At 71.3% G+C, this 22,117-nt stretch carries 25 protein-coding genes; 12 read left to right on the plus strand and 13 right to left on the minus strand.

Annotated elements, in window-relative coordinates; genetic code table 11:
- The first annotated feature begins 12 nt into the window (after positions 1-12).
- Genes NAG42_RS13605 through NAG42_RS13620 form a run of 4 tightly spaced genes read left to right on the plus strand, consistent with a single transcriptional unit; the run spans position 13 to position 2,924 of the window.
- Positions 13-1,236 (plus strand): cysteine desulfurase, encoded by a 1,224-nt coding sequence (locus NAG42_RS13605; protein ID WP_250030594.1) that lies wholly within the window; start codon positions 13-15, stop codon positions 1,234-1,236.
- Complete coding sequence (sufU, locus tag NAG42_RS13610; RefSeq protein ID WP_250030889.1) at positions 1,233-1,700, plus strand: Fe-S cluster assembly sulfur transfer protein SufU; 468 nt, start codon at positions 1,233-1,235, stop codon at positions 1,698-1,700. Before NAG42_RS13605 ends, sufU begins: the two co-directional genes overlap by 4 nt.
- Positions 1,697-2,092 (plus strand): metal-sulfur cluster assembly factor, encoded by a 396-nt coding sequence (locus tag NAG42_RS13615; RefSeq protein ID WP_250030595.1) that lies wholly within the window; start codon positions 1,697-1,699, stop codon positions 2,090-2,092. Before sufU ends, NAG42_RS13615 begins: the two co-directional genes overlap by 4 nt.
- 43 nt (positions 2,093-2,135) lie before the next feature.
- Positions 2,136-2,924, plus strand: a complete 789-nt coding sequence (locus NAG42_RS13620) for a maleylpyruvate isomerase family mycothiol-dependent enzyme (RefSeq protein ID WP_250030596.1) — start codon at positions 2,136-2,138, stop codon at positions 2,922-2,924.
- 6 nt (positions 2,925-2,930) lie between these two features.
- Here the strand turns inward: NAG42_RS13620 and NAG42_RS13625 are convergent, their stop codons facing one another.
- Entirely contained in the window at positions 2,931-3,626 is a 696-nt protein-coding gene (locus NAG42_RS13625; protein ID WP_250030597.1) for a histidine phosphatase family protein, read from the minus strand.
- 136 nt (positions 3,627-3,762) lie between these two features.
- Positions 3,763-4,731, minus strand: a complete 969-nt coding sequence (locus tag NAG42_RS13630) for a GlxA family transcriptional regulator (RefSeq protein ID WP_250030598.1) — start codon at positions 4,729-4,731, stop codon at positions 3,763-3,765.
- A gap of 46 nt (positions 4,732-4,777) precedes the next feature.
- Between NAG42_RS13630 and NAG42_RS13635 the strand changes: the two genes are divergently transcribed.
- Both NAG42_RS13635 and NAG42_RS13640 read left to right on the plus strand, forming a co-directional pair.
- Positions 4,778-5,557, plus strand: coding sequence for an MBL fold metallo-hydrolase (locus NAG42_RS13635; protein WP_438872410.1), 780 nt, complete (start codon positions 4,778-4,780; stop codon positions 5,555-5,557).
- Positions 5,558-5,917: 360 nt separating this feature from the next.
- Positions 5,918-6,520 (plus strand): LysE family transporter, encoded by a 603-nt coding sequence (locus NAG42_RS13640; RefSeq protein WP_438872403.1) that lies wholly within the window; start codon positions 5,918-5,920, stop codon positions 6,518-6,520.
- Positions 6,521-7,166: 646 nt separating this feature from the next.
- Here the strand turns inward: NAG42_RS13640 and NAG42_RS13645 are convergent.
- Entirely contained in the window at positions 7,167-8,030 is an 864-nt protein-coding gene (locus tag NAG42_RS13645; RefSeq protein ID WP_250030600.1) for a Vgb family protein, read from the minus strand.
- Positions 8,031-8,114: 84 nt separating this feature from the next.
- The gene (locus tag NAG42_RS13650) at positions 8,115-8,795 is read right to left on the minus strand and encodes a DNA alkylation repair protein (RefSeq protein WP_250030601.1); all 681 of its coding nucleotides are present in this window, start codon (positions 8,793-8,795) and stop codon (positions 8,115-8,117) included.
- A gap of 32 nt (positions 8,796-8,827) precedes the next feature.
- Here NAG42_RS13650 and NAG42_RS13655 point away from each other — a divergent pair, with 32 nt between their 5' ends.
- Positions 8,828-9,499 (plus strand): acVLRF1 family peptidyl-tRNA hydrolase, encoded by a 672-nt coding sequence (locus NAG42_RS13655; protein WP_250030602.1) that lies wholly within the window; start codon positions 8,828-8,830, stop codon positions 9,497-9,499.
- On the opposite strand, the gene ypfJ is transcribed toward NAG42_RS13655, so the two are convergent.
- Positions 9,457-10,353, minus strand: coding sequence for a KPN_02809 family neutral zinc metallopeptidase (ypfJ, locus tag NAG42_RS13660; RefSeq protein ID WP_250030603.1), 897 nt, complete (start codon positions 10,351-10,353; stop codon positions 9,457-9,459). The genes NAG42_RS13655 and ypfJ overlap by 43 nt on opposite strands.
- 210 nt (positions 10,354-10,563) lie before the next feature.
- Between ypfJ and NAG42_RS13665 the strand changes: the two genes are divergently transcribed.
- The 4 genes from NAG42_RS13665 to NAG42_RS13680 all read left to right on the plus strand — a co-directional run bounded on the left by NAG42_RS13665 (position 10,564) and on the right by NAG42_RS13680 (position 15,616).
- Complete coding sequence (locus tag NAG42_RS13665) at positions 10,564-12,168, plus strand: ABC-F family ATP-binding cassette domain-containing protein (protein ID WP_250030604.1); 1,605 nt, start codon at positions 10,564-10,566, stop codon at positions 12,166-12,168.
- A gap of 426 nt (positions 12,169-12,594) precedes the next feature.
- A complete protein-coding gene (locus NAG42_RS13670; protein WP_127501473.1) occupies positions 12,595-12,822 on the plus strand; it encodes a helix-turn-helix domain-containing protein in 228 nt (75 codons plus the stop codon).
- Positions 12,819-13,604, plus strand: a complete 786-nt coding sequence (locus NAG42_RS13675; RefSeq protein WP_250030605.1) for an enoyl-CoA hydratase/isomerase family protein — start codon at positions 12,819-12,821, stop codon at positions 13,602-13,604. Before NAG42_RS13670 ends, NAG42_RS13675 begins: the two co-directional genes overlap by 4 nt.
- Positions 13,605-13,684: 80 nt before the next feature.
- Positions 13,685-15,616, plus strand: a complete 1,932-nt coding sequence (locus NAG42_RS13680) for an ABC transporter ATP-binding protein (protein ID WP_250030606.1) — start codon at positions 13,685-13,687, stop codon at positions 15,614-15,616.
- A 120-nt stretch (positions 15,617-15,736) separates the two neighbouring features.
- Here the strand turns inward: NAG42_RS13680 and NAG42_RS13685 are convergent, their stop codons facing one another.
- From NAG42_RS13685 to NAG42_RS13700, 4 genes are all read right to left on the minus strand, one after another.
- Positions 15,737-16,294, minus strand: a complete 558-nt coding sequence (locus NAG42_RS13685; RefSeq protein ID WP_250030607.1) for a TIGR03086 family metal-binding protein — start codon at positions 16,292-16,294, stop codon at positions 15,737-15,739.
- Positions 16,295-16,324: 30 nt separating this feature from the next.
- The gene (gene mug, locus NAG42_RS13690; protein WP_250030608.1) at positions 16,325-16,870 is read right to left on the minus strand and encodes a G/U mismatch-specific DNA glycosylase; all 546 of its coding nucleotides are present in this window, start codon (positions 16,868-16,870) and stop codon (positions 16,325-16,327) included.
- 236 nt (positions 16,871-17,106) lie between these two features.
- Positions 17,107-17,865, minus strand: coding sequence for an SDR family oxidoreductase (locus tag NAG42_RS13695; RefSeq protein ID WP_250030609.1), 759 nt, complete (start codon positions 17,863-17,865; stop codon positions 17,107-17,109).
- A 64-nt stretch (positions 17,866-17,929) separates the two neighbouring features.
- Positions 17,930-18,679, minus strand: a complete 750-nt coding sequence (locus NAG42_RS13700; protein WP_250030610.1) for a helix-turn-helix domain-containing protein — start codon at positions 18,677-18,679, stop codon at positions 17,930-17,932.
- A gap of 119 nt (positions 18,680-18,798) precedes the next feature.
- Between NAG42_RS13700 and NAG42_RS13705 the strand changes: the two genes are divergently transcribed.
- Positions 18,799-19,167, plus strand: coding sequence for a nuclear transport factor 2 family protein (locus tag NAG42_RS13705; RefSeq protein WP_250030611.1), 369 nt, complete (start codon positions 18,799-18,801; stop codon positions 19,165-19,167).
- 47 nt (positions 19,168-19,214) lie between these two features.
- Here the strand turns inward: NAG42_RS13705 and NAG42_RS13710 are convergent, their stop codons facing one another.
- The 4 genes from NAG42_RS13710 to NAG42_RS13725 form a co-directional block, all read right to left on the minus strand.
- A complete protein-coding gene (locus NAG42_RS13710) occupies positions 19,215-19,658 on the minus strand; it encodes an SCO6045 C-terminal-like domain-containing protein (RefSeq protein WP_250030612.1) in 444 nt (147 codons plus the stop codon).
- Entirely contained in the window at positions 19,655-20,473 is an 819-nt protein-coding gene (locus NAG42_RS13715; RefSeq protein WP_250030613.1) for an MbnB/TglH/ChrH family RiPP precursor modification enzyme, read from the minus strand. The genes NAG42_RS13710 and NAG42_RS13715 overlap by 4 nt, the downstream gene beginning before the upstream one ends.
- A complete protein-coding gene (locus tag NAG42_RS13720) occupies positions 20,466-21,365 on the minus strand; it encodes a TIGR04222 domain-containing membrane protein (RefSeq protein WP_250030614.1) in 900 nt (299 codons plus the stop codon). Before NAG42_RS13720 ends, NAG42_RS13715 begins: the two co-directional genes overlap by 8 nt.
- Before the next feature lie 67 nt (positions 21,366-21,432).
- Positions 21,433-22,011 (minus strand): TetR/AcrR family transcriptional regulator, encoded by a 579-nt coding sequence (locus tag NAG42_RS13725; protein WP_250030615.1) that lies wholly within the window; start codon positions 22,009-22,011, stop codon positions 21,433-21,435.
- Positions 22,012-22,117 lie beyond the last annotated feature (106 nt).

The following is a 22,117-nucleotide window of genomic DNA, read 5'->3' on the forward strand; positions in this document are numbered from 1 at the left end:
GAAGGCTGAACCATGACGTTCGACGTGGCCCGGGTCCGAGCCGACTTCCCGATCCTGACGCGGGAGGTCAACGGCCACCCGCTGGTCTATCTGGACAGTGCGAACACCTCGCAGAAACCGGTGCAGGTGCTCGACGTCATGCGCGTGCACAACGAGCGGCACAACGGAAACGTGTCCCGCTCGGTGCACACGCTCGGCACCGAGGCCACGTCGGCGTACGAGGACGCCCGCGCCAAGATCGCGGGATTCGTCGGGGCGGCGACGCCCGACGAGATCGTCTTCACCAAGAACTCGACCGAGGCGATCAACCTGGTCGCGCACTCGCTCGGGCAGCACCTCGCGCTCAAGCCGGGCGACGAGGTGGTGATCTCCGAGATGGAGCATCACTCGAACATCGTCCCGTGGCAGCTTTTGTGCGAGCGGACCGGCGCCACGCTGCGCTGGTTCGGGGTGACCGACGACGGCCGGCTGGCCCCGGACGAGAGCCTGATCAACGAGCGCACCAAGATCGTGTCGGTCGTGCACATGTCGAACGTGCTCGGCACGATCAACGACGTCACCGGAATCGTGGCGCGGGCGCACGAGGTCGGCGCGCTGGTGATGCTCGACTGCTCGCAGTCGGTGCCGCACCTGCCGGTCGACGTGCAGGCACTCGGGGCCGACTTCATCGCCTTCACCGGCCACAAGATGCTCGGCCCGACCGGCATCGGCGTGCTCTGGGGGCGGTATTCGCTGCTCGCCGAGATGCCGCCGTTCCTGGCCGGCGGCTCGATGATCGAGACGGTGACCATGGGCGGCACGACCTACGCCGCGCCGCCGGCCCGCTTCGAGGCCGGCACGCCGCCGATCGCCGAGGCGATCGGGCTCGGTGCGGCGGTCGACTACCTGACCGCGCTCGGCATGGAGGCGGTCCACCAGCACGAGCAGGACATCACCGCGTACGCCTTGAAGGTCCTCACCGACGTGCCGGGCGTCCGCTTGTTCGGCCCGGCCACCCCCGAGGGACGCGGCGGCACGTTGTCGTTCGGCGTCGACGGGGTACACCCTCATGACGTGGGCCAGATCCTCGACGCGCTCGGTGTCGAGGTGCGGGTCGGGCACCACTGCGCGAAGCCGACCTGTGCCCGATTCGGGGTGCCGGCGATGACCCGCGCGTCGTTCTACCTCTACACGACCACGGACGAGATCGACGCCCTCGCCCGCGGGCTCGACCAGGTCAAGAAGGTGTTCGGCTGATGCTCGACGGGCTGTACCAAGAGATCATCCTGGATCACTACAAGCACCCGCACGGCCGTGGCCTGCGCGATCCCTTCACCGGCGAGGCGCACCACGTCAACCCGACCTGCGGCGACGAGATCACCGTCCGGGTCAACTCCTCCTCGGGGGAGTTCACCGACATCTCGTACGACGGTCTGGGCTGTTCGATCAGCCAGGCCTCGGCGTCGGTGCTCTACGAATTGCTGCTCAACCGGTCCGCGGCCGACGCCGCGGGAATCCAGGACGCGTTCGTGGCGCTGATGCAGGGGCGCGGCCAGGTCGAGCCGGACGAGGACGTGCTCGGCGACGGCATCGCCTTCGCCGGGGTGGCCAAGTTCCCGGCCCGGGTCAAGTGCGCGCTGCTGCCGTGGATGGCGTTCAAGGACGCCGCCGCTCGCGCAGGAATCGACGTTTCCTCAGAGGCTTCAGAGGTGAAGGCATGACTGACACTCCCGTTACCGCCCCCGCTTCCGACGAGGGAGACACCGCGGTCGCTCCCTCCGAGGTCTCCAAGGCTTCCATCGCGGACGTCGAAGAGGCGATGAAGGACGTCGTCGACCCCGAGCTCGGGATCAACGTGGTCGACCTCGGCCTGGTCTACGACGCCTACGTCGACGACGACAACATCGCGACGCTGGACATGACGCTCACCTCGGCGGCCTGCCCGCTGACCGACGTCATCGAGGACCAGACGCGGACGGCGCTGACCACCGGCCCCGGCGGCGGCCTGGTCAAGGACTTCCGCATCAACTGGGTGTGGCTGCCGCCGTGGGGTCCCGACAAGATCACCGACGACGGCCGCGAGCAGTTGCGGGCGCTCGGCTTCAACGTCTGATCACTCCCGGCTTTCTGTCGGACCCCACTGCTAGAACAAGGGCATGGAATTTCCGGCCCTCCTCACCCTGATCGACGAGCGGTCGGCGGCGCTGCGTGACGCAGTCGCCGCCGCTGCTGTTTCCGGCGCCCGTGTCTCTGACGCCGGTGTTTCTGACGCCGGTGTTTTCGAGGCCCGGGTGCCCGGTTGTCCCGAGTGGGATCTGGGCGATCTCGTGGCTCACCTGGGCGCGGTCCAGCGCTTCTGGGCCGTGGTCGTGACCGCGGGTGATCCGGCCGGGCCGCCGTCCGCCGACCAGCTGGGCGACCGGGAGCCGCACGGTGACCTCCTCGAGTGGTCGTCGGCGTCGACCGAGTTGCTGCTCGCGGCGTTCCAGGGGTCGACGGCCGAGACGCCGGCGTGGGCCTGGTGGGGCGGTTCGTCGGCGCCCCTGACGGTCGGCGCGATCGCCCGTCACCAGGTGCAGGAGGCGGCCGTGCACGCCTATGACGCACAAGAGACCGTCGGTGAGGCGGAGCCGCTGCCGGCGGCGGTCGCGGTCGACGGGGTGGCCGAGTTCCTGCAGGTCGGTGTGGGGTCGCTCGGGGCGTGGCCGCATCGGCCGGCGCGGGTGGCTTTCGCGGCCGTCGACGGGCCGGTCCACATCCTCGACCTGTCGCCGTCGGGCGGGCAGCTCGATCCGGCTGCTGGCGGCGATCCGGTGGTCACCGTGCGGGGGACGGCCGGTGAGCTGGTGCTGGCGCTGTATGGCCGGGTGCCGTTCGACGATCTGCGGATCGACGGCGATCGAGAGGTGCTGGCTCAGGTGCGGGCCTGGTCCAATCCGGACTGAGCGGCCTCAGGCGGGCGGCAGGTGGTCGACGGAGTTGTAGTAGGCCAGTTCCAGCCGGCCGTCGACCTCGACGAAACGGCTCAGCGACGCGTTGCGGACGTTGCCGGCGGCCCGTTCCGCCGCCAGCACGCGTTCCCAGCTCAGCTGCTCGATGACGGCCCGCATCATGAGCACCACCGCGTCGTGGGCGACGACGATGACCCGCTCGCCGGCGTGGTCGCGGTTGAGGTCGTCGAGGAAGGCGCCGAGGCGCACCTCGATGTCGGCGAACGACTCACCGCCCGGTGGCGTGTAGTGGTGCTCGCCGGCTTCCGCGCGCCGCTGGGCCTCGTCGGGGAAGCGCTGGGCCACGGCGGCCCGGGTGAGCATCTCGAGGTCGCCGAGCAGCCGGTCGACGAGGCGGTCGTCGGTGGTCGGCGCGGGCAGGTCGACGCCCGATTTCTCGGCCGCGATCCGCCAGGTCTCGCGCGCCCGCAGATAGGGCGAGGTGATCACGACCTGGGGGAGTTCGTTGTCGGGCAGCGCCCCGATCCACTCGCCGAGCGCGGCGGCCTGCCTCTCGCCGTACTCGGTCAAGGGCACCTCGGCGTCGCGCCCGCTGACCTCCGCTTCGAGCAGCCCACCGGCGTCGGCCGCGGGGAACGCGACGTTGGCCAGGCTCTGCCCGTGCCGGACGAGAAGAAGTTCGGCGACCACACCCATGATCCGACCCTATCCACCCAGCCCGCCGCCGGCGACGCCAGGCGGCGACATCAGGCCTCGGCATCAGGCGGCGACCGGCGTCAGGTGGCGACTTCAGGCTTCGGCATCAGGCGGCGACCGGCGTCAGGTGGCGACTTCAGGCGGTGCGGAACGTTGCGCGGTAGGCCTGGGGCGGGACGCCCACGACGCGGCGGAAGTGGGGGCGCAGGGCGACGCCGTCGGCGAAGCCGCATGAGCGGGCGACCGCGTCCATCGGCAGGGTGGTCGTGGCCAGGATGTGCTGGGCCCGCAGGACCCGCTGGTGCAGCAGCCATTGCAACGGGGAGCAACCGGCGGTCTCGCGGAAACGACGGTCGAAGCTGCGGCGGCTCAGGCAGGCGACCCCGGCCAGGCGGGCGACATCGAGCGCCGGGTCGTCAAGGTGCTCCAGTGCGTGGCGCATGGCCGTGGTGACGGGGTCGGCGCTGTCCAGGGGCGGCACCGGTTGCTCGACGAACTGGGCCTGGCCGCCTGCGCGCTGCGGCGCCACGACCAGCGCGCGGGCGGTGGCGTTGGCCACCTCGGGGCCGTGCTCGCGGCGCAGCAGGTGCAGGCAGGCATCGAGACCGGCGGCACTCCCGGCGCTGGTGACGACGGTGCCCTCGTCGACGAACAGGGCGTCGTGCACCACCTCGACCTCGGGGAACCGTCCGGCGAACTCGTCGAGCACGAGCCAGTGGGTGGTGGCGCGACGACCGTCGAGCAGACCGGCCTCGGCCAGCACGAAGGCGCCCAGGCAGAGACCAACGACCGTGGCGCCCTCGGCGTGCGCGCGGCGGACCACCTCCAGCACCCGCGGGTCGGTCTCCGCACCGCCCGGCACCCGCCACCCCGGAACGATCACGACGCCGGCCTCGTCGAGATCCTCGAGCGCGTGAGGCGCCTGCAGCGCGATGCCCGCGGTGGTGGCAAGCGGTCCGGGGCGCTCACCCGCCGTGCGCACGTCGAATCGGGGGCCACCGCGGCGGGAGTGATCGATGCCGAAGACCCGCGGCGCGACGGCCACCTCCAGGATCGGTGCGTCATCGCCCACGACGATGCCCACGACAGCCGGATCACGCGTCATGGCTCGAACCTATCGGACGATGGCTTTCCAGCCACTCCCGATCCGGGTGCGGACGGCCGAGACTTCCACCATGACGCTTTCGATCCGCGGCTTCGGCGGTCCCACGGTGACCTTCTCGTTCGGCGGCCACACGTTCCTGACTGACCCGACGTTCGACCCGCCCGGCAGCTACCCGCTCGGCGACCGCGCGCTCACCAAGACCGCGGCCGCTTCCGGTACGGCTTCGGACGCCGGCCCGGTCGACGTCGTCCTGCTGTCGCACGATGAGCATCCCGACAACCTCGACCACGCCGGCCGCGAGTTCACCAGAACAGTGCCGCTGGTGCTGACCACGACGGCCGGAGCCGCCCGCCTCGGCCCACCCGCCCGCGGCCTCGCCGCCTGGGAGACCGTCACCCTGCCCGGCGGCGAGACGACCGTCACCGTCACCGGTGCGCCCGCACAACACGGCCCCGACGGCACCGAGCACCTGACCGGCCCGGTGATCGGTTTCATTCTCGAAGGCAAAGACCTTCCCACCGTGTACGTCAGTGGGGACAACGCCTCGCTCGCCGCCGTCCGCGAGATCGCCGCCCGCTTCCCCGCGATCGACGTGGCCATCCTCTTCGGCGGCGCCGCCCGCACCCCCTTGGTCGGCGACGTGGACCTCACCCTGTCCGCCGGCGACATGGTCGAAGCCACCCGCATCCTCGACCGCACCACGGTGGTGCCGGCCCATGTGGACAGTTGGGCCCACTTCACCGAGGGTATGCCCGAAGTCCGAGCCGCCTTCGCCGCCGCAGGCCTCACCGACCGCTTGTGGGAGCCGGCACGAGCAGCGCTGTGAGCCGGAGGTCGCGTCCTGACTGTGCACCGCCTGGCCGTCGGGCTATGAGCCAAACCCTGTCGCGGCCTGATCGACCGAGGTGATCGACCGGGTCGGCACCACAGGTGCGTCGACCGGCAACCATTCGAGACCCTTGCGTGATCTTGCCGGCACGGTGGACTGGTCACCCCCGAGGTGATCGACCTCGAGAGCCGACGCCGGAAGCGCGGTAAATCGGTCGCGGCGGGGAACCGGTGGACGGCACCATGACCGGGTGACCAAGCCGAAGCCGTATTCCGCTGTCTCTGTCGCTGTGGCCGATCGGGCCCCGCGACAGCAGCGGACCGGCCTGCGCGAAACGGCGGTCCGTCAGCAGCTGTCGTGAGCGCGGCGTTTCTGGCCGGCGTGGTCGCCGGCTACGGAGTAGCGCTGCCCATGGGCGCCATCGGGGTGCTCATCGCCGGCCTCAGCGCGCGAACGTCCCTCCGGGTCGGCGCCGCGGCCGGTTTGGGTGCGGCGACGGCCGACGGCATCTTCGCGGCGATCGCGGTGGCCGGGGGAGCAGCCGTGGCCGGCGTGATCGCCCCGATCGCGGGTCCCCTGCGCTGGGTCGCGGCCGTCGTGCTGCTGATCATTGCTGCCTTGACCGCGCGGGCCGCCTTCCGCCCACCGGGACCTGCCGCTGCCGGCCAACGCCCGGCAACGCCGTGGCGGGCCTATGCCGGCGTGCTCGGCCTGACCCTGCTCAACCCGGCCACCGTCATCTACTTCGCCGCCCTGGTCCTCGGCCGCGCCGGCGAGGGCGGCGGCGTCCTCTTCGTCGCCGGCGTCTTCCTGGCCTCGGCCACTTGGCAGTTGGCGATCGCCGGCGGCGGTTCCCTCATCGGCCACTGGCTGACCGGCCCGCGGGGCCGCACCCTCACCGCGCTGGTTTCCAGCCTCGTCATAGCCATCCTGGCCGTCGGCCTCCTGCTCCCGGCCTGACGGCCAGCCAGCGAGATCGGCTGACTCACTGACCTCCCATGGCGGGGTTGGGGTGGGCGTGGCTGGTTGGCCTGGCCGTGGTCGGGGTTGGGGTGGGCATGGCTGGTGGCCGTGGCCGTGGTCGTGGCCGTGGCCGTGGCCGTGGTCGGGGTTGCGCGTGGCTGGTTGGCCTGGCCGTGGTCGGGGTTGGGGTGGGCATGGCCGTGGCCGTGGCCGTGGCCGTGGTCGTGGCCGGGGTCGGGCGTAGCTGGTTGGCCTGGCCGTGGTCGGGGTTGGGGCGGGCGTGGCTGGTTGGCCTGGCCATGGTCGGGGTTTGGGTGGGCGTGGCTGGCCGCTCTGATCAAGGCCGGGCCGGGGCGGCGTGACTGGCTGGTTCTCACTACGGCTGGGTCGGGATCGGGTCGTCGGCGGGGCTGTTGGCGCCGGTGGCCAGGAGTGGGCTGGGCCTGGCTTGACTAGCTGGTCCGGTCGAGGTCGGGGGGTGGGGGCGTTCCAGGTCCTGATCGTCAGGGGTTGGACTGGCCGGTTGGGCGTCTTCTGGTGCGTGGTCTGCTGGCGACGCGCCGGGATGGTTGCGGCGGGCTCGTCAAGCGGGCGGCCAGACGGACGGGCGTAGAGGCGACGCGGCGGCGTGTCCGGGTGGGTGTCAGCGTGGGAGGCGGGCGACCGCGCCGGTTTCGAGGGCTGTCCACACGGCGCCGTCTGGGCCGAGGGTTATGCCGTGCGGTTCGGAGGACGGGGTCGGCAGGTCGTGCTCCTCGATCTTGCCGGTGGGGCTGATGTGGGCGACGCGGTTGGCCGCCCACTCGGTCAGCCAGCAGCCGCCGTCCGGGTCGGGGGTGATGGCGTGGGGGCGGGCGGCACGGTCGGGGAGGGGGAACTCGGTGACGGCGCCGTCGGGCGTTATGCGGCCCACCTGGCCGGCGCCGATCTCGACGAACCAGGCGGCGCCGTCGGGGCCCAGCGTGATGCCGACCGGGGCCGCGCCCTCGGTGGGCAAGGCGTGCAGTGTCACCTGGCCGTCCAGGGTGATGCGGCCGATCGCGTGGGCCTGGTTGAGGGTGAACCACATCGCGTCGTCGGCTCCGGGCGTGATCATCGAGGGGAAGCCGCCGGTCACCGGGAGCGGGAACTCGGTGACCTTGCCGTCGGGTGTGACGCGGCCGATGGCGTCGCCGTTCATCTCGGTGAACCAGAGGGCGCCGTCGGGGCCGGGCGCGATGCCGAAGGGAGCGCCCCGCACGGTGAAGTGACTCAGCTCGCCGTGCGTGGTGATGCGCCCGATGCGGTCGTCGCGGTTACGGGTGAACCAGAGTGCGTCGTCGCTGCCCACGGTGATGATCGACGGTCCGGCGGCGGGGGAGTCGAGCGCGTGCTCCTCGACGGTGCCGTCGGCCGCGAGCCGGGCGATCCGGCCACCGTGGACCAGGGTGATCCACAGGGCGCCGTCCGGACCGGTGACGATCCCGTAGGGCCCGGCTGCGGCATCGGTGACTCTGATCTCCTGCACACTGCCTCCTTCGTGAGAAGCCGGCCGAAGGCACGACCCGGCTCGGAGTTGATGGTTGCCGGTGGAACGGCTGGAGGGCACTCCTCAGAGATGTTTCATCGCCTCCCGGACGGACAGGCCGGACAGCGCCGACCGGTGGGTCTCGACGAAAGCTCGGACGGCATCGGGATCGGTGCGGGCGTAATGCCGCAGGGCCCAGCCGATCGCCTTGCGGACGAAGAAGTCACGATGACCGGCCTGCGCCTCGCAATAGCCGAACAGGCGGTCGGTGTCCGTCGCGGTGCCGTAGTGGAGCTGATGCAGGATCGCGGTGCGCACCAGCCACAGGTTGTCGTCGCGCGACCACTCGTCCATCACGGCGACCACCGGCGGATGGCGGGTGACGAGCCCGCCGGTGAACCGGGTCGCCAGTGGATCGATTGTGTCCCACCAGGATTTCGTGGTGATCAGCTCGCGCAGCGTGGGCACGAAGCCGGGGCCGGGCACGGCCACGTGGCGGACGAGATAGGAACAGGCCACGTATTGGTACTCCCGCGGCGGACGGGACCACAGCTCCCGGACGATCGCCCGCAGGTCGGTCTCCGATGGCGGCGGCAGCCCGGCCAGGGCCGCGCGTTCCAGTTTTCGCAACGCGGGCGCGGGCAGACCGAGGAACGAGAACTGATCTTTCATGTACGCCGCCTGGCCCTGCGCCCGCACCGGGTCGGCCGCGGGGAGCAGCCGCTCGTCGAGCCGGTCCAGCAGGGTTGCCGTCAGGTCGGTCATGGCGGCGATCCTGCCACCGTAGTCTGACAAGAATGGGCGAACGAGCGGCCGCGGGCGGCGGGAAATGGGTGGATGTCGCGCCGGAGCGACTGGGGCGGTGGCTCGAGAATTTCGCGCGCCGACATGGCCCGTACCGGGAAGAGGGGTTGACCTTGATCGCCGAGGACGGTGCCTCGGCGGCCTGGCAGACGCCGCCCGGCGCCGGTGACGTCGCGACCCTGGCCGAGCTGATCGAGACCGCTCAACGGCCCCGCAAGCTCGGTTTGCTGCTGGCCCGCAAGGGTGCGGTCGCGGCCGGCGTCGCCGACGGCACCAAGTTGATCACGTCCAAGGTGGATACGCATTACGTGCAGGGGCGCACCGCGGCCGGTGGCTGGTCGCAGCAACGGTTCGCGCGCCGCCGCGACAATCAGGCCAAAGCGGCCGCGGCCGACGGCGCCGGCATCGTGGGGCGCATCCTGCTTCCTTCCGTACGGGACCTCGCCGCGCTCGTGACCGGCGGAGATCACACCGCGGTGGAGGCCATCCTGTCCGCGCCGCAGCTCGCCCCGCTGGCCGCCGTCCGGGCCGAGCGGTTCCTGGACGTGCCCGAGCCCCGGCACGCGGTGCTGGTGTCCGCGATCGCCGGCGCCCGGGCCGTGTCCGTGCTGGTGCGGGAACCTCAGAAGGACGTGTCGCAGCTCTCGGGGTTGCCCGAGTCGTAGCCCTTCTGGAAGTTCTGCTGCCGCTGGGCCGCGGTGCCGTGGGTGAACTCCTCCGGGTTGACCGGGTTGCCACTGCGCTTCTGGAGCACGTCGTCACCGATCTGGCCGGCCGTCTGGATGCCTTCCTGGATGTCCTGCTGGGTCAGGCTCGTGAAGAGCTTCTGACCCTTCTTGTCGGTCGTCTCGGTGGCCGCCTTGGACCACACCCCGGCGTAGCAGTCGGCCTGCAGCTCCAGCTTCACCGACAGCGCGTTCTGCTGGCTGTCGCTGGCCCCCTGCTGGGCCTGGCGCATCTTGGCCTCCTGGCCGGTGATGTCCTGGATGTGGTGGCCGTACTCGTGGGCCAGGACGTACGGCTGGGCGAACTCACCCGGCGCGCCGAGCTGCTGGGACAGCACGTCGTAGAACGTGAGGTCGATGTAAACCTTGTTGTCGCCGGGGCAGTAGAACGGCCCGACGCCGGAGTCGGCCGCACCGCAGGCCGTGTTCACCCGCTGCGAGAAGATCACCGTCGTGGCCGGCTCGTACTGCTTGTTGAAGTACTGCGGGGTGGCCTTGTTCCAGTACGCCTGGATGGAGTTGATGTAGAGCACGTTGCGGCACTCGAGCTGCTGCGTCGCGTTGTCCTGCTCACAGGTTTGAGTGATGTTGGTGTTGTCACCCGTCTCACTGCCGCCGCCGAGCTGGTTGATGCCGAAGTAGCCTCCGACCACCGCGACGACGAGCGTGATGATGACGCCGACCAGGCCGCCACCACCGATCGGCAGCCCACCGAGGCCGCCGCCACCACCACCGGAACCACGTCGGTCCTCGACCTGACTGGTATCGATATCGGCGTTCTCGTTGAGTTCCATCTCATCCTCACAGGGCGGGGCGGCGGGGGCGTCCGTTGCGTACCCGATGATCTTGCTCGGTAATCGAGTGGGAGGTACCCGCGGGCGCCCGGTACTATTACCCCGTGCTGCTCTGCGAAGGCTGACCTGCCCCGCGCCGACCGTTCGAACCGGCCGGCGCTTTCGTGTGCCCGGAGTCAGCCTTCTTCCTCGAGAGCGAGCCAGTCAATCATGATCACCGCCACCGGACTCGAACTGCGCGCCGGCGCCCGCATCCTGCTGTCCCCGGTCACCCTGCGGGTGCAGCCGGGCGACCGGATCGGCCTGGTCGGCCGTAACGGCGCGGGCAAGACCACCACGCTCAAGGTCCTGGCCGGCGAGGGCCAGCCCTACACCGGCACCGTCGAGCGCACCAGCGAGGTCGGCTACCTGCCACAGGACCCGCGCACCGGCGACCTGAACGTGACCGGCCGCGACCGGGTGCTCAGCGCCCGCGGCCTCGACGCGATCATCTCCGAGATGCAGAAACTCGAGATCGAGCTCGAGGAGAGCGCCGAGGACAAGCTCATCCGGCGCTACGGCGCCCTGGAGGACCAGTTCTCCGCGCTGGGCGGTTACGCCGCCGAGGCCGAGGCCGCCCGCATCTGCTCCAACCTGGGCCTGCCCGACCGGGCGCTGGCCCAGACCATCGGCACCCTCTCCGGTGGCCAGCGCCGTCGCATCGAGCTCGCCCGCATCCTGTTCGCCAACTCGGGGCAGAACGGCAAGGGCATCCTGCTCCTGGACGAGCCGACCAACCACCTGGACCAGGACTCGATCGCCTGGCTGCGCGGATACATGGCGCAGCACAAGGGCGGCCTCGTGGTGATCAGCCACGACGTCGAGCTGCTGGAGGCCGCGGTCAACAAGGTCTGGTATCTGGACGCCAACCGCTCGGTCGTCGACATCTACAACCTGGGCTGGAAGAAATACCTCGAGTCGCGCGAGACCGACGAGCGCCGGCGCCGCCGCGAGCGGGCCAACGCCGAGAAGAAGGCCGGCGCCCTGATGGCTCAGGCCGACAAGATGCGGGCCAAGGCCACCAAGACGATCGCCGCGCAGAACATGGCCCGCCGCGCCGAGCGGATGCTCGGCGACCTGGAAGAGGTGCGCACCTCCGACAAGGTGGCCAAGGTGCGGTTCCCGAACCCGGTTCCGTGCGGCAAGACGCCGCTGACGGCGTCCGGCCTGTCGAAGTCGTACGGGTCTCTGGAGATCTTCACCGACGTCAACGTGGCGGTCGACCGCGGCTCGCGGGTGGCCATCCTCGGCCTCAACGGCGCCGGCAAGACCACGCTGCTGCGCATGCTCGGCGGCCTGCTCAAGCCCGACACCGGCGAGGTGCGGCCCGGCCACGGCCTACGGCTCGGCTATTACGCCCAGGAGCACGAGACGCTCGACGTCGACCGCACGATCCTGGAGCACATGCGCAGCGCGGGTGGCGAGCAGACCGACACCGAGCTGCGCAAGATCCTCGGTGCGTTCCTCTTCTCGGGTGACGACGTCGACAAGCCGGCCGGGGTGCTCTCCGGCGGTGAGAAGACCCGTCTGGCCCTGGCCACGCTGGTCTGCTCGGGGGCGAACGTGCTGCTGCTCGACGAGCCCACCAACAACCTGGACCCGGTCAGCCGCGAGCAGGTGCTCGACGCCATCGCCAACTATCCCGGCGCGATCGTGCTGGTCACTCACGATGCCGGCGCCGTCCAGGCCCTCAAGCCGGACCGGGCCATCCTGCTGCCCGACGGCGACGAGGACGCGTGGAGCGACGACCTCCTGGAGCTCGTCGAACTGGCCTGATCGGCGGATCATCGGCATCGTCTCTTGTCAACCAGTGCCCACACAGACAGTGCGACGTTCGGGCGTTTACGGTCAGGTCGGGCATCGATCCGGGCAACACCAAGATGGCACGACCGGCCCGGCAGCGGTCGGTAGGCGCCGCATCGACGCTCAGTCATGTCTGCCGGGTGACGGTCCTCGATCAGGAGTTTCCGCAGGTGATCGATGGTCTTGGGAGAAAGGCCGTCCCGGGCCTCCGTCGCGGTGAAAGCTTTCATGCGAAACGACTGTTAACTGTCTGACATTGATGGCCGCCGTCATCGTCAAGTTCCTGACAGTGATAAATGGGCACGTTGGCTAGGCCTGGATACCTAGCGCATGATCGTTGGAGGCGGTCTAATAGGTGAGACCGTATGAACCGCACAGTCTGGGACGTGAGGATTCAAGATGCCAGCCACGGGCACTGCCACCAGCACTGAGAAGGGTCGCCGAATCGTCGGCAGCGAGCGCCAGTCATTGGCGAAGGATCTGGTGAAGCGATACACGTCGGGGGAGAGTATTCGTGCCCTCGCCGCTTCGACCGGCCGCTCCTACGGATTTGTGCACCGCGTCCTCACCGAGTCGGGCGTGCAGCTCCGCCAGCGCGGTGGCGCCCGTCGGCGCAAGAAGGCGTGACGACCGGCGACGCCGCACCCGGCCTCCCCGCCGACGAGTCGGGCGTTCGCTTCGACCTGGACGGGCCGGTGGCAACGGTGACGTTGTCCCGGCCCGAGGTGCTCAATGCGCAGACGCCCGCGATGTGGGCCGAGCTCGCGAACATTTCGCGGAAATTATCGGGTGACGTACGAGTCGTCATTGTCCGGGGCGCCGGACGCGCTTTTTCCGCCGGCCTGGATCTGTCGGTCGCGCGGGGTGAAGGCGATTCTTCACTGGCGAAGCTTTCACAGTTGTCACCCGAGGAGTGCGCGGATCGGATTGCCGGCTTCCAGTCGGCGTTCACCTGGCTGCGTAACCCCTCCATCGTGACGATCGCGGCGGTGCACGGGCATGCGATCGGTGCCGGTTTTCAACTGGCGCTCAACTGCGACATGCGAGTGCTGGCCGACAACGCCCGATTCTCGATGGCCGAGGTGACCCTCGGTCTCGTGCCCGATCTGGGCGGCACCAAGCGGCTCACCGAGCTGGTCGGGCCCTCGCGCGCACTCGAGATCTGTTTGACCGGGCGCCGCATCGAGGCCGGCGAGGCACTCGCCCTCGGGCTCGCCACCGCCGTCGTGCCGGGCGACGACCTCGAGGCCGCCGTCGCCGACCTCACCGCCGCGGTGCTCGCGGCCGACCGGGGTGCCGTCGCCGAGATCAAGGCGCTGCTCGCCGGGGCGACCCAGCGGACGTACGCCGACCAGGATCGAGCCGAGCGCGAGGCGCAGACCCGCCGCCTGCACGATCTGGCGGAATAGGCTCCTCGCCACCCGGAGTTGTCATACCCGGCGGGCAGACTCCCCTCTGCCCGCTTCAATGACCCCCGGGAGGTGCCGAGATGAGCATGTCCAGCTGGAACATGCTGCGCTCGATCCAGAATTCGGACCGGGTGGCCGAACACAGCCTGCGCCGCGGCACGACCCGGCGGATCCTGCGTTACGCCCGGCCCTATCGCCGGGACATCCTGGTCTTCCTGATCACCGTGGTGATCGCGGCCGGCATCGGCGTCGCGACACCCCTGCTCGCCGGCCACGTGGTCAACGCGATCACCGGGGCCGGCCCCGACGCGGCGTCCACGGTCATCCGGCTCGCTGTGATGATCGCGGTCCTCGCGGTCGCCGACGCTTTCCTGTCGCTCGCCCAGAGGTGGTATTCGGCCCGCATCGGCGAGGGCATCATCCTCGACCTGCGCACCAAGGTCTACGACCACGTGCAGCGCATGCCGTTGCAGTTCTTCACCCGCACCCAGACCGGCGCCCTGGTCAGCCGGCTCAACAACGACGTCACCGGTGCCCAGCGCGCCTTCACCTCCACGCTGTCCGGTGTGGTCAGCAATGTCATCCAGCTCGTGCTCACGGCCGCCGTCATGTTCAGCCTGTCGTGGCAGATCACCACGCTGTCGTTGATGCTCCTGCCGCTGTTCATCATCCCGGCGCGCCGGGTCGGCAAGCACCTGGCCGAGATCACCCGCGAGTCCTACAACCTCGACGCCAAGATGAACGCGACGATGACCGAGCGGTTCAACGTCGCCGGCGCGATGCTGGTCAAGCTGTTCGGCCGGCCCGGGGCCGAGGCCGACCGCTTCGGTGAGCGGGCCGCCCGGGTCCGTGACATCGGCATCCAGCAGGCCATGTTCTCGCGCACGTTCTTCGTCGCCATGCTGCTGGTCGCCTCGCTGGCCCAGGCCCTGACCTACGGGCTCGGCGGCTGGCTCGCGGTCACCGGCAGCGTCACCGCCGGCACCGTGGTCACCCTCGCGCTGCTGCTGACCCGGCTCTACGGGCCGCTCACGGCGCTCAGCAACGTGCGGGTCGACGTGATGAGCGCGCTCGTGTCGTTCGACCGGGTCTTCGAGGTGCTCGACCTCAAGCCGGGCATCGAGGAGCGCCCCGACGCGGTCGAGCTGCCTCCCGGTGCGGGCCGGGTCGAGTTCCGCGACGTGCACTTCCGTTACCCGAGCGCGAGCGAGGTCTCGCTGGCCACGCTGGAGGATGTCGCGACCCTCGACCGGACGGAGAACGCTCCCGTCCTGCGCGGGGTCGACTTCACCGTCGAGCCCGGTCAGATGGTCGCGCTGGTCGGCCCGTCCGGCGCCGGCAAGTCGACGACGTCGATGCTGCTCTCCCGGATCTACGACGTCACCTCGGGCTCCGTGCGGATCGACGGGGTCGACGTCCGCGACGCGACGCTCGACTCCTTGCGCGACACCATCGGCGTCGTCACCCAGGACGCGCATCTGTTCCACGAGACGATCGCGGAGAATCTGCGCTATGCGCGCCCCGAGGCGACCGACGACGAGATCTGGGCGGCGCTGCGCGGTGCCCAGGTCGCCGAGCTGGTCGCGGCTCTGCCCGACGGGCTCGACACGGTGGTCGGTGAGCGTGGCTACCGCTTCTCGGGCGGCGAGAAACAGCGCCTGGCGATCGCCCGGCTGCTGCTCAAACGCCCGTCGATCGTCGTGCTCGACGAGGCCACGGCCCACCTCGACAGCGAGTCCGAGGCCGCGGTGCAGCGGGCCCTGGCCACGGCGCTCGAGGGCCGCACGGCGCTGGTGATCGCCCACCGGCTCTCCACGGTCCGCGACGCCGATCAGATCCTGGTGCTCGACGAGGGCCGCGTCGTGGAGCGCGGCCGTCACGAGGAGCTCGTGACGGCGGGCGGGCTCTACGCCGAGCTCTACCGCACGCAGTTCGCGACCGCGTCGCCCGCGGCCGCGTTCACCGAGAACGTCGAGATCGTCACGGTCCCGGCCGGTCAGATCGAACCCTGACCGCCGGGCCGCCCGGTTCGGCCGCCCGGCTCGGCCGCCCGGCTCGGCCGCCCGGCTCGGCCGCCCGGCCCGATCGCCCGGCTCGGTCGGTCCGGCCGGATCGATCGCCCGGCCTGGTATTCAGGCCGGGGTGCGGCCGCTGACGGCGAGCAGGCGCTCGAAGTCTCCGGCGTCGGCCGGGGCTTTCGCCTCGTCGAGGAAGGCGCCCATCTGGCGGCCGGTCGGGGCCATCTGCTCGATGAACGGCAGCAGCGCCTCCACGGCGGCGTCGTCCGGGCGGTAGGGCTGACCGGTCGCCGTGGCCAGGTCCCAGCCGTGCACGGTGAGGTCGGCCAGGGCCAGGTTGCCGACCATCGGCTGGGGGAGACCCAGGCCGGGCGAGACACCGTCGAGGGCGGCCGGGTCGGACCAGGCGGCGATCAGGCGCTCGGTTTCGGCGGCGAAGCGGTCACGCCAGCCGCCGGTGAGGTAGTCGGGCACGTTCGACATGTCGACTGCCTCCTTGCGCGCGGCGCCCTGCATGGTGACGACCACGTGGAAGAGGTGGTTGAGCAGGTCTCGTACCTGCCATCGGGCGCACGGTGTCGGGTTGCCGAGCTGGTCGTCACCGACGCCCCGGACGATGGGGACGGTTCGCTCGGCCGCCGCGGCCATCAACGTGCTGGTCTCAGTAGTCATGACTTCGACCGTAACGAAGACGGTGCCGCTTCAACCGCCCGCTGCCTCGCGGAGCTGGGCGTAGGCGGCGGCCAGAGTGTCCACGGTGTAGTGCGCGTTGAGCCCGCTCGGGTTGGGCAGGACCCAGACCGGGACGCCGCCGATCTGCTCGGGTTGCAACCCCATCGCGGCCTTGGGGTGGGCGAAGGCGGCGCGGTAGGCCGTGACGCCGAGGACGGCCAGGTAGCGGGGCTGCCACCGGCCGGCCAGCGCGGCCAGGATCTCACCGCCCGCGACCAGCTCCGCGGGGGACAGCTCGTCGGCCCGGGCCGTGGCGCGGGACACCACATTGGTGATACCCAGGCCGAGTGCGGGCAGTTCGAACTGCTCGGACGGGTGAAGCTGCCGATCGGTGAAGCCCGAGCGGTGCAGGGCCGGCCAGAAGCGGTTGCCGGGGCGGGCGAAGTGGTGGCCGGTGGCAGCCGAGTACAGGCTCGGGTTGATGCCGGAGAACAACACCCGGAGATCAGGGCCGATCAGATCGGGGATGGTGCGGCCGGCGGCCGCGGCCACCTCCGCGGGGGTGGGCGCAGGCACGGCTCGAGCGTAGCCACCCCGCGCGGGTGCGGCTCGTGCGGAGCGGGGGTGCGGCTCGTGCGGAGCGGGGGTGCGGCTCGTGCGGAGCGGGGGTGCGGCTCGTGCGGAGCGGGGGTGCGGCTCGTGCGGAGCGGGGGTGCGGCTCGTGCGGAGCGGGGGTGCGGGTGCGGCTGGTGCGGGGCGCGGGTGCGGGTGCGGCTCGTGCGGGTCGCGGGGTCAGAGGGTGTGGCGGCGGGTCAGAGGGTGTGCAGGATGCCGCCGTCGATGGCTACTGTGCTGCCGGTCATGTAGCTGGCCGCCGGGGAGAGCAGGAACGCCGCGACCCGGCCGAACTCGGCCGGCTCACCCAGGCGCCGCAGGGGGATGCTCGCCGCGGCCTCGGACGCGGCCGCCGAGGCGTCGCCGGAGGCGGCGAACAGCTCGGCGTTGCGGTCGGTCAGGAACCGGCCGGGCAGCAGGCTCAGGATGCGGATGCCGCGCGGGGCGAACTCGCCCGCCATGTCCTTCGCGGCCATGGCCAGACCGGGGCGCAACCCGTTGGAGAGGCCGAGACCGGCCAGCGGCGTCTTGACCGACGTCGACAGGACCAGCGCGATCGCCCCGCTCTCGGGCAGCGCCGAGGCGAAGACCCGGGCGGCCCGGACCGAGCCCAGGAAGACCGTCTCGAACGCGTCGCGCCAGTGCTCGTCGGTCATCGAGGCGGCACTGCCCGGCTTCGGGCCGCCCACCGAGATCAGGGCGCCGTCGAAGCGACCGAAGCGCTCGCTCGCCGTGTCGATCAGCGTGCGGGGTGCTCCCGGATCGGCCAGGTCGGCGATCACGCCCGCCGCGTTGTCGTCGCCGAGGGCTTCGACCGCCTCGGCGACCCGCTTCCCGTCGCGCGCGGAGATCACCACCTTGGCGCCGTCGGCGACCAGGGCCTCGGCGGTGGCGAAGCCGAGCCCGCGCGAGGCACCGGTGAGGACGTAGACGCGATCGGTCAGCCCGAGATCCATGCTGACGATCCTGCCACCGCGCGGGTCAGCCGTGCCGAGCGGCGTCAGCTGGCCGCAGGGACGGTCAGCTTTGCAGGGCGGCGGCCGTCGCGGCGTCCGCGGGCAGGAAGGACTCGATGGCCAGCTCGGCCAGGGTGACGTCCAGGGGTGTGCCGAGGACCGACGTGATGCTGAAGAACGCCAGGTCGTCGAAGCGCAACGGCACGACCAGCCCGTGCGGCGCCTCGCCCGGGCCGGATCCGCCGCCGGGGTAGGCCGTCAGCTCGGCGTGCAGCTCGCGCAGCACCGGGTCGTTGGTCGCGGCGGCCTGCCGGCTGAGGCGGTGCAGCACATGCGTACGCCACTCCGGAAGGTTGCCGATGCGGGGAGCCATCCCGTCCGGGTGCAGCGAGAGGCGCAGCACGTTGACCGGCGGTTCGAGCAGCCATGCCGCGCAGCCGTCGGTGAAACGGGCCACGGCGTCGTTGGCGTCGACCATCGTCCAGTGCCGGTCGATCAGCACGGCCGGGTAGGGCGCGTGCCCGGCGAGCACATCGCGCAGCGACGACAGCACGGCGGCGAGCGGCGGCCCGTGCAGAGCCGATTCGGCGTACGCCGGTGCGAAGCCCCCGGCCAGCAGCAGGTCGTTGCGGGACCGCAGGGGCACGCTCAGTTCCTCGGCCAGCCGCAGGATCATCTCGCGGGTCGGCCGGGAGCGCCCGGTCTCGAGGAACGACAGGTGCCGGGCCGACACCCCGGCCCGCGCCGACAGCTCCAGCTGGCTCAGCCGCCGGTCCGTCCGCCATTCCCGCAGAAGCACTCCCACCCCGCTCATGGCCGCAGCCTAGGCAGCTCGGGGGAGGCCGGGCCATTACCTCGCGGGTAATCGACCGTCGTCCGGCCGGCGGGTGAGGGTGGTCCACGTCAGCACGTCGACAACGGAAGGACCGGACGATGAGTGACTTCGATGCCGTGGTGGACCGCTATCTCGCCGTGTGGAACGAGCCGGACCCGGAAGCACGGCGCCAGGCCGTGCGGGACGCGTTCGCCGACGACGTGCGCTACGTCGATCCGATGGCCGCGGTGGAGGGCCACGATGAACTGAACGGCCTGATCGGAGCCATGCGGCAGCAGTTCCCCGGGCACACCCTCACGGTCGGCGGGCCGGTCGACGGCCACCACGAACAGGTGCGGTTCACCTGGAACCTGGCCGCCGGCGACAACGAGCCGCTGGTGGTCGGGTTCGACGTGGCCGAGCTGGACGCCGACGGCCGCATCCGCCGGGTTCTCGGCTTCATCGACAAGGCGCCGACGGCGGGTTGAGGGCATCGCGAAGGCGCCGGCGGCGGGCTGAAGGCGGCGGCGGCGGGCTAAGGGCGGCGAAGCAGCCACACCCGGCCGGCCACCTGCACGGCCACGGCGCCCGAGGCGGTTCCCAGAGTCGGCGTACGGCGGGAGCGGGGGCCCGAGGTGCCGTCGTAGCGCCAGGCGGCTTCGCGCTCGGCCAGCTCGACGGCGGCGACCGGGGCCAGGGCGCCGTGCCGGGATCTCTCGCGGGCCAGGTCCCAGCCGTCGCGCAGCGAGCCCCGGGTCGGGCGGGCCGCGGCCCAGGTGGCGAACTCGTGCTTCCACCGGTCGCCCAGGCTCGTGGCGAGCATCGGCCAGTGACGCGCCACCTCGCCCGCCCGTTTGCGCAGCAGCGCCACCCGGGCCGCCTCGAACCGGAAGGCGTCGAACCCTTCCGGTACGGGGCGACCGGCCGTGAGCGCCTCGACCAGGGCGGCCTGCCGGTCACCCAGACTCGGCGTGCTCATGTGACGGCGGGGTAACCGGAGGCCCGGGCGATGGCGTCGAGCTCGCCGGCCAGGGCGGCGGCCGGCGGATAGTCGCCGTCGCGCTCCAGCATCAGGGCCGGCGGGCGGTGACGCTCGCACAGGGCCGTGACCAGGTCGAGCACCGGCTGCGGGACCGCGTCGGTGTGGGTGTCGTGATAGAGGCCCTGGTGCTCGGCGCCGCCGGCCACGTGGACGTAGGCGACCCGGTCCAGCGGCAGGTGGTCGAGCAGGTCGGCCGGGTCGGTGCCGCGGTTGCGGGCGTTGGCATAGACGTTGGCCACGTCGAGCAGCAGCTGGGCTCCCGAGCGGTCGAGGATCTCGGTGAGGAACTGGGCCTCGGTCAGCTCGTCGTCGGGCCAGTCGAAGAGGGCCGCGATCGGCTCCAGCGCGATCGGCACCGGCACCGCCGCCTGCACCCGCCGGACGTTGGCCACGACCGCGTCGACCGCCTCGCGGGTGCGGGGGAGCGGCAGCAGGTGGCCCGCCTCGATGCCGCCCGCCCGCACGAACGCGATGTGCTCGCTGACCAGGGGTGCGTTCAGCCGCTCGGCGACCGCGGCGAGGTGCTCCACCCTCGCCTCCTCGACCGGCTCGGCGCCGCCCAGCGAGAGCCGGACGCCGTGCGGGATCACGGTGACACCCCGGTCGAGCAACACCTGCAGGCCGGTGGGCAGCTCGCCGTGGGCGTGCACCGACTCGGCCACCACCTCGGCGAAGCGCAGGCCGGGCAGTCCCTCGACGAAGCCGGCGATCTCGGGCCGCCACCCGATCCCGACGCCGTAGGTCTCAGCCACCGCAACCGCCGCCGCCACCGCAGGAGCTGCCGCTGCTGCACGAGGAACCGCTGCTGCACGAGGAGCTGCCGCTGTCGCCGCCGCCGCTGCTGCCGACACTCCCGCCGGTGGCCGCGATGCGCTGCACCTCGGCCTCGGCCGCGAACGCCGGGTCCATCGAATAGAGCGCGGCCCCGCCGAACAGCGCGACGCCCATCGCAGCACCGGTGGCGCCGTAGGTCGCGTAGGCCGGGGAGTTGGCCGGCGAGAGATATGTGTGCTGGGACCGCAGCTCCCGCATGCCCTTGTGCGCGGCGTCGGTCGCCCAGCGGCGGGTGCGCAGCATGGTCAACGTCAGGATGAACGCCGCGATGGTGGCGAGGATGATGAAGCCGACCGGCCGGTTGTTGCCCAGGCCGGCCAGGGTGCGGGCGATGCCGATCACGACGAGGGCGACACCGCCGAGCACCCAGAGCCGAGCCTCGCGCATCTTGCCCGCGCTGACCGCCAGGCCGTTGCGCTCGAGGGTGTCGCGCAGCTGCTCGACGGCCGAGGCGACCCACTGATCGCTGTGCAGGTCACGGGTGCGGACGCCGTTGCCCGCCGCGTTGTAGATCGCGCTGTCGAGCGGTGTCACGCCGGCCGGCAGCGGGCCGGTGCGGACGAGGGTGCGGCCGGGGCCGGTGCCCAGGGCGCCGGCCGCGCGCAGGCCGCCCATCGACGAGTAGATCGCCAGCCGGTCGCCGCCGTTGAGATAGGCCACCTGCTGCGGGCCCAGGTTGTCGACCCGGGACGAGCGGTTGCCGCGGAACAGGGCCTTGCGGTGGACGGCGGCGATGATCGCGATCGCGATCATGGCGCCGATGAAGTAGGTGAGGAAGGTCGGGCCGGAGATGCCCCAGGTGTCGTTCATGGACTGGGCCTTCCTGCTCGTCGCGGCGTGCTGAGCCTTATTGTGCAGACCCGCGCAAGCATTGTGATCAGGCCCTTCGGACGGCTTCCTCGACCAGATCGAGGACCCGGCTCAGCTCGCCGGGCGGGCGGCCGGTGGCCAGGTGCAGCACGAGCCCGTCGTAGGCCAGCTCGAGGAACTGGGTGAGCACCTCGACCGGGACGTCGTCGCGCAGCACCCCGGCCTCCCGCTGGCGCTGGAGGCGGTCGCGGGTGGCGTCGGCGATGGCCGCGGACCGCTCGGCCCAGCGCTTGGCGAACGCCGGATCGGTGCGCAGCCGCCGGGACACCTCGAGCTGGGTGCCGAGCCAGCCGGCCGTGTCGCCCTCGCTGCCCCCGGCCCGGGCGAGCAGGTCGCGCATCACCTGAACGAGGCCGTTGCGGGCCACGGTCTCGACCATCGCGGCCGCGTCGTCCTCGGCGACGGCCAGGAAGAGCGATTCCTTGTCACGAAAATGGTGGAAAATCGCACCGCGGGACAGCCCGGTTGCGTCCTCGAGCCGCCGGACTGTCGCACCCTCGTAGCCGAACCGCGCGAAACAGTCGCGCGCCGCGGCGAGGATCTCGGAGCGGCGGGCGTCCAGCTGGTCCTGACTTACTCGGGGCACGATCTGGATCGTGTCACGGGTCCCCTTTCGCAGGCAATCCGTACGTACGTCTTGGCAAGTGGGTCACAGCGCGCGGGCGGATGCTGCGAATCCGCCATCCCGCCCG

The sequence above is a fragment of the Paractinoplanes maris genome (assembly GCF_023544465.1).
GTDB lineage: Bacteria > Actinomycetota > Actinomycetes > Mycobacteriales > Micromonosporaceae > Actinoplanes > Actinoplanes maris.

Bases quoted from the DNA above. Each gene is read 5' to 3' on its own strand.
- NAG42_RS13605 (WP_250030594.1), top strand. From the start codon at position 13: ATGACGTTCGACGTGGCCCGGGTCCGAGCCGACTTCCCGATCCTGACG.
- NAG42_RS13615 (WP_250030595.1), top strand. From the start codon at position 1,697: ATGACTGACACTCCCGTTACCGCCCCCGCTTCCGACGAGGGAGACACC.
- NAG42_RS13620 (WP_250030596.1), top strand. From the start codon at position 2,136: ATGGAATTTCCGGCCCTCCTCACCCTGATCGACGAGCGGTCGGCGGCG.
- NAG42_RS13625 (WP_250030597.1), bottom strand. From the start codon at position 3,626: ATGGGTGTGGTCGCCGAACTTCTTCTCGTCCGGCACGGGCAGAGCCTG.
- NAG42_RS13630 (WP_250030598.1), bottom strand. From the start codon at position 4,731: ATGACGCGTGATCCGGCTGTCGTGGGCATCGTCGTGGGCGATGACGCA.
- NAG42_RS13650 (WP_250030601.1), bottom strand. From the start codon at position 8,795: ATGACCGACCTGACGGCAACCCTGCTGGACCGGCTCGACGAGCGGCTG.
- NAG42_RS13655 (WP_250030602.1), top strand. From the start codon at position 8,828: ATGGGCGAACGAGCGGCCGCGGGCGGCGGGAAATGGGTGGATGTCGCG.
- ypfJ (WP_250030603.1), bottom strand. From the start codon at position 10,353: ATGGAACTCAACGAGAACGCCGATATCGATACCAGTCAGGTCGAGGAC.
- NAG42_RS13665 (WP_250030604.1), top strand. From the start codon at position 10,564: ATGATCACCGCCACCGGACTCGAACTGCGCGCCGGCGCCCGCATCCTG.
- NAG42_RS13670 (WP_127501473.1), top strand. From the start codon at position 12,595: ATGCCAGCCACGGGCACTGCCACCAGCACTGAGAAGGGTCGCCGAATC.
- NAG42_RS13680 (WP_250030606.1), top strand. From the start codon at position 13,685: ATGAGCATGTCCAGCTGGAACATGCTGCGCTCGATCCAGAATTCGGAC.
- NAG42_RS13685 (WP_250030607.1), bottom strand. From the start codon at position 16,294: ATGACTACTGAGACCAGCACGTTGATGGCCGCGGCGGCCGAGCGAACC.
- NAG42_RS13695 (WP_250030609.1), bottom strand. From the start codon at position 17,865: ATGGATCTCGGGCTGACCGATCGCGTCTACGTCCTCACCGGTGCCTCG.
- NAG42_RS13700 (WP_250030610.1), bottom strand. From the start codon at position 18,679: ATGAGCGGGGTGGGAGTGCTTCTGCGGGAATGGCGGACGGACCGGCGG.
- NAG42_RS13705 (WP_250030611.1), top strand. From the start codon at position 18,799: ATGAGTGACTTCGATGCCGTGGTGGACCGCTATCTCGCCGTGTGGAAC.
- NAG42_RS13710 (WP_250030612.1), bottom strand. From the start codon at position 19,658: ATGAGCACGCCGAGTCTGGGTGACCGGCAGGCCGCCCTGGTCGAGGCG.
- NAG42_RS13720 (WP_250030614.1), bottom strand. From the start codon at position 21,365: ATGAACGACACCTGGGGCATCTCCGGCCCGACCTTCCTCACCTACTTC.